General features: G+C 59.3%; 12 protein-coding genes. 9 read left to right on the forward strand and 3 right to left on the reverse strand.

The window, feature by feature from the left end; all coding sequences use genetic code 11:
• From MMG91_RS20330 to MMG91_RS20340, 3 genes are all read left to right on the forward strand, one after another.
• On the forward strand, positions 1-280 hold a 280-nt coding region (locus MMG91_RS20330), incomplete at its 5' end, for a hypothetical protein (protein ID WP_310660510.1).
• Positions 261-2,903, forward strand: a complete 2,643-nt coding sequence (mprF, locus tag MMG91_RS20335) for a bifunctional lysylphosphatidylglycerol flippase/synthetase MprF (protein ID WP_310660511.1) — start codon at positions 261-263, stop codon at positions 2,901-2,903. The genes MMG91_RS20330 and mprF, both read left to right, overlap by 20 nt.
• The gene (locus MMG91_RS20340; RefSeq protein ID WP_310660512.1) at positions 2,903-4,198 is read left to right on the forward strand and encodes a virulence factor family protein; all 1,296 of its coding nucleotides are present in this window, start codon (positions 2,903-2,905) and stop codon (positions 4,196-4,198) included. The genes mprF and MMG91_RS20340 overlap by 1 nt, the downstream gene beginning before the upstream one ends.
• A gap of 440 nt (positions 4,199-4,638) precedes the next feature.
• Here MMG91_RS20340 and MMG91_RS20345 read toward each other — a convergent pair whose 3' ends face one another.
• Both MMG91_RS20345 and MMG91_RS20350 read right to left on the reverse strand, forming a co-directional pair.
• Positions 4,639-4,926: a type II toxin-antitoxin system RelE/ParE family toxin gene (locus MMG91_RS20345; protein ID WP_038979200.1), complete on the reverse strand. Its 288-nt coding sequence runs from the start codon at positions 4,924-4,926 to the stop codon at positions 4,639-4,641.
• An 11-nt stretch (positions 4,927-4,937) separates the two neighbouring features.
• Entirely contained in the window at positions 4,938-5,228 is a 291-nt protein-coding gene (locus MMG91_RS20350) for a type II toxin-antitoxin system Phd/YefM family antitoxin (RefSeq protein WP_310660513.1), read from the reverse strand.
• 482 nt (positions 5,229-5,710) lie between these two features.
• Between MMG91_RS20350 and MMG91_RS20355 the strand changes: the two genes are divergently transcribed.
• Positions 5,711-6,037: a DUF3077 domain-containing protein gene (locus MMG91_RS20355; RefSeq protein WP_310660514.1), complete on the forward strand. Its 327-nt coding sequence runs from the start codon at positions 5,711-5,713 to the stop codon at positions 6,035-6,037.
• A gap of 221 nt (positions 6,038-6,258) precedes the next feature.
• Here MMG91_RS20355 and MMG91_RS20360 read toward each other — a convergent pair whose 3' ends face one another.
• Positions 6,259-8,160, reverse strand: coding sequence for a potassium transporter Kup (locus MMG91_RS20360; protein WP_310660515.1), 1,902 nt, complete (start codon positions 8,158-8,160; stop codon positions 6,259-6,261).
• Between the two features lie 289 nt (positions 8,161-8,449).
• Between MMG91_RS20360 and rimO the strand changes: the two genes are divergently transcribed.
• The 5 genes from rimO to MMG91_RS20385 all read left to right on the forward strand — a co-directional run bounded on the left by rimO (position 8,450) and on the right by MMG91_RS20385 (position 12,794).
• Entirely contained in the window at positions 8,450-9,787 is a 1,338-nt protein-coding gene (rimO, locus tag MMG91_RS20365; protein ID WP_123499342.1) for a 30S ribosomal protein S12 methylthiotransferase RimO, read from the forward strand.
• Positions 9,788-9,894: 107 nt separating this feature from the next.
• Positions 9,895-10,368: a GNAT family N-acetyltransferase gene (locus MMG91_RS20370; RefSeq protein ID WP_310660516.1), complete on the forward strand. Its 474-nt coding sequence runs from the start codon at positions 9,895-9,897 to the stop codon at positions 10,366-10,368.
• Positions 10,369-10,560: 192 nt separating this feature from the next.
• Complete coding sequence (locus tag MMG91_RS20375; protein ID WP_090187685.1) at positions 10,561-11,271, forward strand: rRNA pseudouridine synthase; 711 nt, start codon at positions 10,561-10,563, stop codon at positions 11,269-11,271.
• 75 nt (positions 11,272-11,346) lie between these two features.
• The gene (locus MMG91_RS20380; RefSeq protein WP_123719811.1) at positions 11,347-11,817 is read left to right on the forward strand and encodes a DUF1456 family protein; all 471 of its coding nucleotides are present in this window, start codon (positions 11,347-11,349) and stop codon (positions 11,815-11,817) included.
• 206 nt (positions 11,818-12,023) lie between these two features.
• A complete protein-coding gene (locus MMG91_RS20385; RefSeq protein WP_310660517.1) occupies positions 12,024-12,794 on the forward strand; it encodes an SDR family oxidoreductase in 771 nt (256 codons plus the stop codon).
• Positions 12,795-12,940: the final 146 nt, after the last annotated feature.

The following is a 12,940-nucleotide window of genomic DNA, read 5'->3' on the forward strand; positions in this document are numbered from 1 at the left end:
AAACATCAAAAAAGGCTACTCGAAAGAGTGGCCTTTTTTGTATCTGTTGAAAAAGTCCTTTCGCAACAATGATCTGTCACTGTGCAGCGAGCCGTTCGGGATCGTCAGGCTGAACCGCAGACGGAACCCTCTACGACTGATGACGCGCCATCGCCCACATCCGGTGAGAGGCGTTAATATTTGTGATTATTTTTTTCTACAGGGATTGGTAACTTGGCTGGATACCTCCATCCTGTCGCGCACAATCCAAGAGGTGATTGATGCGCGCCAACTCGTCTGATCCACAAGACACCGTCACAGCGACACAACCGATCAAAGCCGAGCGCCTGCGCTTGCTGGATCGAATCAGCAAATACCGTCAGCCCATCGGTCTGGCGGTCACTTTGCTGTTGTTCGCCATCGCGTTGATTGCCTGTCGTCACCTGCTGAGCGAACTCGATCTATACGCGCTGCACGACTCGATTCTGGAAGTGCCAAAACCGGCCTTGCTGGGTGCGCTCGGCGCAACCGTCATCGGCTTCATCATTCTGCTGGGTTACGAATGGTCGGCCAGCCGTTATGCCGGCGTGACGCTCGCACCGCGAATATTGGCATTGGGCGGTTTCACCGCATTTGCCATTGGCAATGCCATCGGCCTTTCGCTGCTGTCAGGCGGCTCGGTTCGCTACCGTTTGTATGCACGTCATGGCGTGGGGGCGTCGGAAGTCGCACACATGACCTTGTTTGCCAGCCTTTCGCTCGGCTGCGCCCTCCCGCCCCTGGCCGCCCTCGCCACCCTCAGCAACCTGCCCGCCGCCTCCGTGGCCCTGGGTTTCTCCGAAACATTGCTGGGCGCGATTGCAGTAGCCGTGCTGTTGCTCTCCGTGGTACTGGCTATCGGTATCTATCGCCGCCGATTGCCCGAGCAGCCCTACCCTGACAACCTGCTGGTCAAGGTCGGTCGCCGCACCTTGCGCCTGCCGGGTCGCCGCCTGACGTTCCTGCAATTGGTCATCACCGCTCTGGACGTGGCCGCCGCCGCGATCGTGCTCTATCTGTTGCTGCCGGAAGCGCCGCCCTTCGGTGCGTTCCTGCTGGTCTATCTATTGGCCCTGGCCGCTGGCGTGCTCAGCCATGTGCCGGGTGGTGTCGGGGTGTTCGAGGCGATTTTGCTCGCCGCCTTCGCCGACAAACTCGGCGCCGCGCCACTGGCTGCTGCCCTGTTGCTCTACCGCCTGATCTACGTGGTGTTGCCGCTGCTGGTGGCTTGCGTACTGCTGCTGGTTAATGAAGGTCAGCGCCTGTTTCAATCGCGCCAGTCCTTGCGTGCTGCATCTGGCATGGCCGCGCCGATTCTGGCGGTGCTGGTGTTCCTGTCCGGCGTGGTGCTGCTGTTTTCCGGCGTGACGCCAGAGATCGATACCCGCCTTGAACACATTGGTTTTCTGATTCCGCACCGACTGGTCGACGCCTCGCACTTCGGTGCCAGCCTGGTGGGCGTGCTCTGCCTGCTGCTGGCTCAGGGGCTGCGTCGCCGCCTGTCAGCCGCGTGGATGCTGACCACCATTCTGTTGTTGGTCGGCGCCCTGCTCTCTCTGCTTAAAGGCTTCGACTGGGAAGAGGCTTGCCTGATGACCCTGACGGCGAGTTTGCTGGGAGTTTTCCGGCGCTCGTTCTATCGCCCCAGTCGCCTGACCGAAGTGCCATTTTCGCCGCTGTATCTGGTGGCCAGCCTTTGCGTACTGGGCGCGTCTATCTGGTTGCTGCTGTTCGCCTATCAGGATGTTCCGTACAGCCATCAACTCTGGTGGCAGTTCACCCTCGACGCCGATGCCCCGCGTGGCCTGCGCTCGCTGCTTGGCGCCGCGGTCCTGCTGGTGGTGGTATCCCTGACGTGGCTACTGCGCACCGCGCGCCCGGTGATTCACTTGCCGACGCCGGATGAGCTGGATCGCGCGGTAAAGATCCTGATGGCCTCCGCGCAACCGGACGGTGGCCTGGCACTGACCGGTGACAAGGCGCTGCTGTTTCATCCCAACGACGAGGCGTTCCTGATGTACGCCCGCCGTGGCCGCAGCCTGGTGGCGCTGTATGACCCGATCGGCCCGAGCCAGCAACGGGCGGAAATGATCTGGCAGTTCCGTGACCTGTGCGATATCCACCACGCCCGCCCCGTGTTCTATCAAGTGCGTGCCGAGAACCTGCCGTACTACATGGACATCGGCCTGACCGCGATCAAGCTCGGCGAGGAAGCCCGGGTCGACCTCAAGCGTTTCGATCTCGAGGCCAAGGGCAAAGAGATGAAGGAGCTGCGCTACACCTGGAACCGTGGCACCCGTGACGGCCTGTCGCTGGAGATCCATGAGCCGGGGCAAGCGCCGATGGATGAGCTCAAGGCTATTTCGGACGCCTGGCTGACCGGCAAGAATGTGCGCGAGAAAGGCTTCTCGCTCGGGCGTTTTAGTGATGACTACCTCAAGCACTTCCGCGTCGCGGTGATTCGTTTCGAAGGGCGCCCGGTGGCGTTCGCCAACCTGCTCGAGACCTACGACCATGAACTGGCCAGCCTCGACCTGATGCGCGCGCACCCCGACGCCCCCAAGCTGACCATGGAGTTCATGATGGTCGGCCTGATTCAACATTATAAAAATCATGGATACGCGCGTTTCAGCCTGGGCATGGTGCCGTTGTCGGGGTTACAACCCCGGCGTGGTGCACCACTGACCCAGCGCCTGGGCTCGATGGTATTCCGCCGTGGTGAGCAGCTGTACAACTTCCAAGGTTTGCGCCGCTTCAAAGACAAGTTCCAGCCCGACTGGGAACCCCGTTATATGGCCGTGCCCGCCGGACTCGATCCGCTGGTGGCCCTGGCCGACACTGCCGCCCTGATTGCGGGTGGCTTGACTGGATTGGTGAAACGCTGATGATTCAACGCTCCCTGCGGTACGTACTGGCCACACTGGTAGTGCTGGCCCTGATGGTCGGTGGCGGTTACTGGTACCTGAAACGCCCGGCACCGGAACCGACCCTCGAACTGCTGACCCCGGCCGATGGCGCCGCGATGACCCGCGTCATCCCCGGCACCACGCCACGCGCCCAAGTGCTGGTGGCGGTCAATGAAGACCAGAAGCTCAGCGACAAACAATTGCTGACCCTGAGCCGCAGCGGCTCGGCGCAGATCGTCCAGGTGATCCTGCCCAAGGACTGCATCCTGCAAGGTCGCGCCTTGCAAGCAGGCCTCAAGCAACTCCAAGGCCCGGCAACCCTGGTCAGCGGCATCGGCCCTGGCGCCGTGCTGGCGTGGCGCTGGCTGGCTGAGCAGAAGGACGAAAAGGCCCAGGCGATTTCGGTTGACCTGGCCCTGGAAAAACCCGGCTGCACTCACCTGCTGCCGAAAAGCGCCGCCCACGGCCACTGGCTGGTGGCCTGGAACGACAACCCGGATGACACCAGCGCCGGCTTCGTGCGTGACCAGCCCAACGCCGAAACCAGCATCAGCGACTACGACATCAACCTGCCGCAAGTGCTGAACAACGAACTGCGCAAGCTCCTCGTCGGTGGCGACAAAGCCGCTGGCGGCCTGCAGATCCCCGTGGTCGAAGTCCCGGCCGGCCAGGCCAAGGACACCGTCACCCTGTTCCTCTCCGGCGACGGCGGCTGGCGTGACCTGGACCGCGACGTGGCCGGTGAGATGGCGAAGATCGGCTACCCGGTGGTCGGCATCGACACCCTGCGCTACTACTGGCAGCACAAGAGCCCGGAACAAAGCGCTCTGGACCTGACCGAACTGATGCAGCACTACCGGCAGAAATGGGGCACCAAGCGCTTCATCCTGACCGGTTACTCGTTCGGCGCGGACGTACTGCCCGCCATCTACAACCGCCTGCCAGAAGCCGAACAGCAGCGCGTCGATGCAATCATCCTGCTGGCCTTCGCCCGCACCGGAAGCTTCGAAATCGAAGTCGAAGGCTGGCTCGGCAACGCCGGCAAAGAAGCCGCCACCGGCCCGGAAATGGCCAAGCTGCCGCCTGCAAAAGTGGTGTGCATCTACGGTGAGGAAGAAGTCGACGAGAGCGGCTGCACCGACAAGACCGCCGTGGGCGAAGCGATGAAACTGCCTGGCGGCCATCACTTTGATGAGAACTACCCGGCGCTGGCCAAGCGGTTGGTGGACATCATCGAGAAGCGCCAGGCCAAGGGCGAGACGGCTCAGGAGTGATCTGAGGCGCGCCCACGAAAAAGCCCCCGTAGCCGTTTGGTCGCGGGGGCTTTTTTACATGCAAACATATAACAAAAGTAAAACGTCTTGACTCTTCTTGAAACCAGAAACTCCAAGTGTCCACATTCCATAAAACGTGGACACTTTTTTATTGAAAATATCGAGCCGTCAAGACCGTCCGATTGGTCCGGACCTCGCGACTAGCCCGGACAATGACCGAATCCGAAGAAGAACTACCTCAAAGTAAGTAACTCCCAAGACACAATAAATCCCCTGTGGGAGCGAGCTTGCTCGCGATGACGGACGAGCAGTCGCCATTGATGTCGACTGACAGACCGCTATCGCGAGCAAGCTCGCTCCCACAGGGGATGGTCAGTGGATTCAAAATCACCGAACACAAAAAAAGCCCCCGCTACCTTCACGGCAACGGGGGCTTTCTACTATAGGCGACGCTCTGCGGCGTCATAGACCTCTTCGTCACGTCGGGCCCCGACTGCGACGATCAATACCTGAATGGCCTTGCCATCGACCCTATAAACAATCCGCGTGTCGCCTGTCCGGATCCGTCTACAGCCCGCAAGACTGGCTCTCAGGGGCTTGCCGCTCTTGTCCGGCTCACCATTGATAATCCGCTCTTCGATAACATCAAGAATGCGGTTCGCCGCCACAGCTCCCAGCAGATCCAGATCCTTCTGAACCTCCGGATGATAGATAACGCCCCAAACCATCCATAGCTCCTTTAGTCTTTCCTGGCGTACCTTGCCCGCATATCGTCATGGCTAATCGCCTTGGACTGGTCAAAACCGATCAGTCGCTCCCGGGCCGCTGCTTCAACCCGAAGATTCTCAAGCTCGTCGAGCATTTCCTGATACGCATCGACATTGATAATGACCGCTGCTGGCTGATTGTCTTTGAAGATGACCAGCCGTTCGGTGGCCCGGCTGGAAATCTCTTTGAGCCTCGCGCTGAACCCCCTGACCATCGCAGTCACCGAAATCGCCTGGTCAGCACGTTCCAGTAATGCCGTCATACTCACCTCTCTATCATGCAAATTTGAACACACAGTTCTACGCAGAGTATTGCGCTTAATTAGTCATACATCAAGCAGCAAGAAACGCGAATATGCCAACCTGTGTTTTCAAGCTCACGGGATATGTTTAGTTTTGTTTATTGAAGATGTCGCAATATCAGATGACGCCCACAGACCTTGTAGGCAAACTCCGAATCTCGCTTTTTGGGCACTTTGCCGCCTTGTTGCGCTTTTCTTCGACGGGATACTCTCCGGACATCGCTGACCATTCAGCGATCGGGCTTGGAAACCCGTCGGATACTAGCCGCAACAGCGCCCCTTCATGATTGCATGCGCTTTTTGTGATCATGAGTTATGGCAGCTGTGCGTGGGACGCCCTCGGGCGTGCCGGTTTCCTAGTTCCCGGTTTTCCAACCTGCGTACAGCTGTCACCCATTCGCTTGGAAACGAATGAGTCAGCTCCTCAACTAGGATTTTTGACTATGACTAAAATTGATGCTTCCGCGATTTCAGAATTAAAAACCATCGGCTTCACCCCGCTCATTTACTGCTCGGATCAGGCGTTATTCAACGTCCGCGCCGGCGTCCCCATCGTTGATGCATTGTCACAAGCCTCCGATCTGCTGTTCCTCGCCAAATCATTTACCGAGGATGCAGCCTACATAAAAGACACCGACCGCCACGCCTGGGCCGCGCATTATTTGACGGCTATGTCCAAGGCTGTGATTGATGATGTGGTGAAGGTGCTGACACCGCGACCTGCCCGGACAAAGACCGAATCTGAAGAAGAGCTGCCTGAAAGCCAGTAAAGGCACAGGGACGGAAAAGCCGCGTTCCAGCAGACACTGAAATTACCTGTGGGAGCGGGCTTGCCCGCGATAGCGGTATGTCTGCCACATCAATGTTGGATTTACTGCCGTCATCGCGGGCAAGCCCACTCCCACAGGGTTTTTCGTTGGGATTGGGATCAAATGCCGGTCAATAAAAAGCCCCCGCTACCTTCACGGCAACGGGGGCTTTTTCATGTGGCTTACATCTCGACTTGCGTACCCAGTTCAATCACCCGGTTCAGCGGCAGATTGAAGAAGCGCAGATTGCCGTTGGCATTCTTCAACATGAACGCGAACAACACCTCGCGCCAGCGGGCCATGCCTTCGAGTTTTGAGGCAATGACCGTTTCGCGACTGAGGAAGTAGGTGGTGCGCATCGGACTGAAATCCAGGTCATCCAGATGGCACAGTTTCAAGGCCTCAGGCACATCAGGCTCGTCAGTGAAGCCGAAGTGCAGGATCACCCGGAAGAAGCCTTCGCCGTAGGAATCGACCTCGAAACGCCGTTGCGGCGGGACGCGCGGAATGTCTTCGTACACCACTGTCAACAGCACCACTTGGTCGTGCAGCACCTGGTTATGCAGCAGGTTGTGCAACAGCGCGTGAGGCACAGCATCCGGGCGGGCGGTGAGGAAGACCGCCGTGCCCTGAACCCGGTGGGGCGGTTGCACACGGATGCTGCCGATAAAGACCGGCAGCGGCAACCCGCCCTCATCGATGCGCTCGACCAGCAACTCCTTGCCGCGCTTCCAGGTGGTCATCAGGATAAACAGCACAATCCCCGCCAACACCGGAAACGCACCGCCCTGGAGGATCTTCGGCACGTTGGCGGCGAAGAACAGCCCGTCCACCAACAAGAAGCCAATCAGCAGCGGCACGGTCAGTAGCGGCGGCCACTTCCACAACAGCAGCGCCACTGCCGACACCAGGATGCTGGTGATCAACATGGTTCCGGTCACGGCCACGCCATAAGCCGACGCCAGGGCACCCGACGATTCAAAGCCCAGCACCAACAGAATCACGCCGACCATCAGCGCCCAGTTCACCGCACCGATGTAGATCTGCCCCTGTTCGGCACTGGAGGTATGCTGAATATGCATGCGCGGGATGTAACCCAGCTGGATGGCCTGGCGGGTCAGCGAAAATGCTCCGGAGATCACCGCTTGGGAAGCGATCACCGTGGCCAGGGTCGACAGCACCACCAGTGGCACCAGGGCCCAGCTCGGGGCCAGCAGGTAAAACGGGTTGCGCGCGGCCTCTGGATTTTCCAGCAGCAAAGCCCCCTGACCGAAGTAATTGAGTACCAGACCCGGCAGCACCAGGGCGAACCAGGCACGGGCAATCGGCTTGCGGCCGAAATGGCCCATATCGGCGTACAACGCTTCGGCGCCAGTCAAAGCCAACACCACTGCACCGAGAATCGCCACGCCCATGCCCGGGTGAACGACGAAAAAGCGCACACCCCAGGCCGGGTTCAGGGCATTAAGCACTTCCGGGTGCTGGGCAATGCCGTGAATGCCCAACCCCCCAAGGACCACGAACCACAGCACCATCACCGGCCCGAACAGCTTGCCGATCCGGTCGGTGCCATGTTTCTGGATCAGGAACAGGGCCACCAATATTACCAACGACATGGGCACTACCCAGTGCTCAAGGCCATCGAAGGCGACTTCCAGACCTTCCACTGCCGATAGAACCGAAATCGCCGGGGTAATCATGCTGTCGCCATAAAACAGCGAGGCACCGATCAGCCCGAGAATCACCAATAGGGTACGCAATTTTGGATAGGGCGCCGCAGCCCGGCGAGCCAGCGCTGTCAGCGACATGATGCCGCCTTCGCCCTGGTTGTCGGCACGCAGGATGAACAATACGTACTTGATCGAGACCACCCAGATCAGCGACCAGAAAATCAACGCCAGAATACCGAAGACACCGTCATGATTGACTTGCACGCCGTATTGTCCGGAAAACACTTCTTTGATGGTGTACAACGGGCTGGTGCCGATGTCGCCGTAAACCACTCCCGCCGCCGCCACCAGCATGCTGATCGGCTTCGCCGCCGAATGCCCGTTGGCGACCGCCTGACTACTTGCCTGCCCCATCCACCGCTCCTACTACCAAACCCGGACTTCTTCGAAAGACACACTATGCTCTGCCGTGCAGCATGCGCTGCTTTACTTGTTGTTACAGACGTTTTGTTGACTGTAGAAAATCTGTAAAGCGTGACGGCGCGGAGCATAGCGCAGCACTCGTCGTATTTCCCTGCATAAAGCTGGTCAAGTGGGCCGCCCATCGCTAGAATTGCGCACTTTTTGATCAGAGGCGCCACTAGCGCCCGTCAGTCGCCTTGCCGTTCTCGGCTGGAGGCGTCCCAAAATACCGAGGTTAGACATGTCCACCACTCCTGCGCCGGCCAATCCAAAGGTTGGCTTCGTATCCCTGGGTTGCCCGAAAGCACTGGTCGACTCCGAGCGCATCCTTACCCAGCTGCGCATGGAAGGCTATGACGTTGTGTCCACTTATCAGGACGCCGACGTCGTGGTGGTCAACACTTGCGGCTTTATCGACTCGGCCAAGGCTGAGTCCCTTGAAGTGATTGGCGAAGCCATCAAGGAAAACGGCAAGGTCATCGTGACCGGCTGCATGGGCGTCGAAGAAGGCAACATCCGCAACGTGCACCCAAGCGTATTGGCCGTGACCGGTCCGCAGCAGTACGAGCAAGTGGTCAACGCCGTGCATGACGCCGTGCCGCCGCGTCAGGATCACAACCCGCTGATCGACCTGGTGCCGCCGCAAGGGATCAAACTGACCCCGCGCCACTACGCCTACCTGAAGATTTCCGAAGGTTGCAACCACAGCTGCAGCTTCTGCATCATCCCGTCGATGCGCGGCAAACTGGTCAGCCGCCCGGTCGGTGATGTGCTCGACGAGGCCCAGCGCCTTGTCAAGGCCGGCGTCAAAGAGCTGTTAGTGATTTCCCAGGACACCAGCGCCTACGGCGTCGACGTGAAATACCGCACCGGCTTCTGGAACGGCGCGCCGGTGAAAACCCGCATGACCGAACTCTGCGAAGCCCTGAGCACCCTTGGTGTCTGGGTGCGCCTGCACTACGTTTACCCGTACCCGCACGTCGACGAGCTGATCCCGCTGATGGCCGCCGGCAAGATCCTGCCGTATCTGGACATCCCGTTCCAGCACGCGAGCCCGAAAGTCCTCAAAGCGATGAAACGCCCGGCCTTCGAAGACAAGACCCTGGCGCGGATCAAGAACTGGCGCGAAATCTGCCCAGACCTGATCATCCGTTCGACCTTCATCGTCGGCTTCCCCGGCGAAACCGAAGAAGACTTCCAGTACCTGCTGAACTGGCTGACCGAAGCGCAACTCGATCGCGTCGGCTGCTTCCAGTACTCGCCGGTCGAAGGCGCACCGGCCAACCTGCTGGACGCGGCCATCGTGCCGGACGACGTCAAGCAAGACCGTTGGGACCGCTTCATGGCGCACCAGCAGGCCATCAGCTCGGCGCGCCTGCAAATGCGCATCGGCCGTGAAATCGAAGTGCTGGTCGATGAAGTCGACGAGCAAGGCGCGGTCGGCCGTTGCTTCTTCGATGCCCCGGAAATCGACGGCAACGTGTTCATCGACAACGGCAGCAACTTGAAGCCGGGCGACAAAGTCTGGTGCAAAGTGACCGACGCCGACGAATACGACCTGTGGGCTGAACAGATCTAAAAAAAAAAACAAAAAGCCCCGCTCTCTTGACGAGATGCGGGGCTTTTTTACGTCTATCGTTTTGTGAGAGAAAGAACTCGCGTCATCCACGGAAGAGGCAAGCGGGCATGCCCCAACACTCGGTCATTCACACACCGAAACAGAGCGACTACGAAGAACTCACCCAAGTGTGGGAAGCCTCGGTGCGCGCCACCCATGACTTTCTGCCCGACAGCTACATCGAGCTGCTTAAGAATCTGGTGCTGACCCGCTACCTCGACGCGGTGATGCTGATCTGCACCAAAGACTCGCGCCAGCGCATCACCGGATTCGCCGGCGTGGCGGCGGGCAAGATCGAAATGCTCTTCATTGACCCAGCGCATCGTGGCAAAGGCCTGGGCAAGCAATTGCTGCGCTATGCCCTGGAACACCTGAACGCCGATGAACTGGACGTCAACGAGCAGAACCCGCAGGCCTTGGGGTTTTACTTCAAACAGGGCTTTGAGGTGATCGGTCGCTCCGAGCACGACGGTATGGGTCAGCCCTATCCGTTGTTGCACATGCGTTTGCGTCAGTCTCAACAACTGACGCGTAATGGTTAATGGCTGACCCAACATAGAACAATGTGGGAGCTGGCTTGCCTGCGATACAGACGACGCGGTTTGTCTGTCAGGTCGCAGCGATGCCATCGCAGGCAAGCCAGCTCACACAAAAAGCCAAACGGTGAAATGGAGCCGGGATTAACCGACGCCAGGCAGGTACAATGCCCACCCCTTTTTTGTTACGGCCCTGTCATGACTGACCCGATTCGTCTCTCCAAACGCCTCATCGAACTCGTCGGCTGTTCCCGTCGGGAGGCTGAGCTGTTCATCGAGGGCGGCTGGGTCACCGTGGACGGCGAAGTTATCGACGAGCCGCAGTTCAAGGTCGACACCCAAAAAGTCGAGCTCGACCCCGAAGCCAAGGCCACAGCGCCGGAGCCGGTGACCATCCTGTTCAACGTGCCTGCGGGCATGGACGCGGAAACGGCCATGGCGACCATCAGCGCCGAGACCCTGAGCGAAGAACATCGCTTCAGCAAACGTCCGCTCAAGGGCCACTTCCTGCGCCTGACCGCCAGTACCGATCTGCAGGCCAATGCCAGCGGTTTGCTGGTGTTTACCCAGGACTGGAAGATCCTGCGCAAGCTCACCGCCGATTCCGCCAAGATCGAACAAGAATATGTCGTCGAGGTAGAAGGCGACATGGTGGCTCACGGCCTCAACCGCCTGAACCACGGCCTCACCTACAAAGGTAAGGAACTGCCACCGGTCAAGGCCAGCTGGCAGAACGAAAATCGCCTGCGCTTTGCGATGAAGAACCCGCAACCGGGCGTGATCGCCCTGTTTTGCCAGGCCGTTGGCCTGAAGGTCGTCGCCATCCGCCGCATCCGCATCGGCGGCGTGTCCATCGGCAAAGTGCCGTTGGGGCAATGGCGTTACCTGTCCGGCAAAGAGAAGTTCTAAGACTTTTCACGCCGCCACACATTTTGGCGTCGCTGTTTATGCGGCGCCCACTGCTGAATATCAGGACTGCACACCATGATTCATAACGACGTACTGCGCAGCGTGCGCTACATGCTCGACATCAGCGACAAGAAAGTCATCGAAATCATCAAGATCGGTGGCATGGACGTGTCCCTGGAAGACTTGCTGACTTACCTCGACAAGAAAGAGGAAGACGAGGAAGGCTTCGTACGCTGCCCGGACGAAGTCATGGCGCATTTCCTCGATGGCCTGGTGATCTTCAAGCGCGGCAAGGACGAAAGCCGTCCGCCGCAGCCGATCGAAGTGCCAGTGACCAACAACATCATCCTGAAGAAACTGCGCGTGGCCTTCGAACTGAAAGAAGACGACATGCACGCCATCCTCAAGGCCGCCGAGTTCCCGGTGTCCAAGCCTGAGCTGAGCGCGCTGTTCCGCAAGTTCGGCCACACCAACTACCGCACCTGCGGCGACCAGTTGCTGCGCAACTTCCTCAAGGGCCTGACCCTGCGCGTTCGCCCGCAGTAAATCGCCCACGAACGCCACGGTCCCTGCAGGAGCGAGGCTTGCCCGCGAAGGCGATCTTCAAAACGCCTTCGCCAGCAAGCTGTGCTCCTACAAGGGCGGTGGCAGTTCAAGGCTGTATAGACCCTCATTCCTCGCAAAAATAGTGGCTCCGCTTCTGGCGGCTGACGACTAGGGTGTACTGACCCTTTGCCCTCAGGACTCGCCCTATGCACCCGTATTTTTCTCTCGCAGGCCGCACCGCTCTGGTGACCGGCGGCACCCGCGGTATCGGCAAAATGATCGCCAAGGCTTATGTCGAGGCTGGCGCCACTGTGTACGTGTGTGCCCGCGATGCCGACGCCTGTCAGCAAACTGCCAACGAACTGAGTGCCTTCGGGGTTTGTCACGCGGTAGCTGCCAACCTGGCCCACGAAGAAGGCGTCCAGCAATTGGCTGCACGCCTGAGTGAACAGATCGGTCAGCTGGATATTCTGGTGAACAATGCCGGCACCACCTGGGGCGCGCCGTTGGAGAGTTACCCGGTCAAGGGCTGGGAAAAGGTCATGCAGCTCAATGTGACCTCGGTGTTCAACTGCATCCAGCAGTTTCTGCCGATGCTGCGCAAGGCTGGCTCCGAAGCGAATCCGGCGCGGATCATCAACATCGGTTCAGTGGCCGGGATTTCATCCTTCGGCGAACAGGCATATGCCTACGGCCCGAGCAAGGCTGCCCTGCATCAACTGTCGCGGATTCTGGCGCGGGAACTGGTGGGCCAGCACATCAACGTCAATGTGATTGCGCCGGGACGCTTTCCAAGCAAGATGACGCAGCACATCGGCGATGATGAGCAGGCGCTGGCAGAGGATACGGCGCTGATTCCGATGAAACGCTGGGGCCGGGAAGAAGAGATGGCGGCGTTGGCGATCAGTCTGGCGAGTAAGGCTGGGGCGTATATGACCGGGAACATCATCCCACTGGATGGTGGGTTCAGCCTCTGATCTCTTCCGGATGATCGTTCCCACGCTCTGCGTGGGAATGCCTCAATGGACGCTCTGCGTCCGCTTTGGGACGCGGAGCGTCCCCGGCTGTATTCCCACGCGGAGCATGGGAACGATCATTGCGTGGGTTATCATGCCCGCCCCAA

Origin of the sequence: Pseudomonas sp. JL3 (genome assembly GCF_031570575.1) — a bacterium.
Classification (GTDB): Bacteria; Pseudomonadota; Gammaproteobacteria; order Pseudomonadales; family Pseudomonadaceae; genus Aquipseudomonas; species Aquipseudomonas cucumis.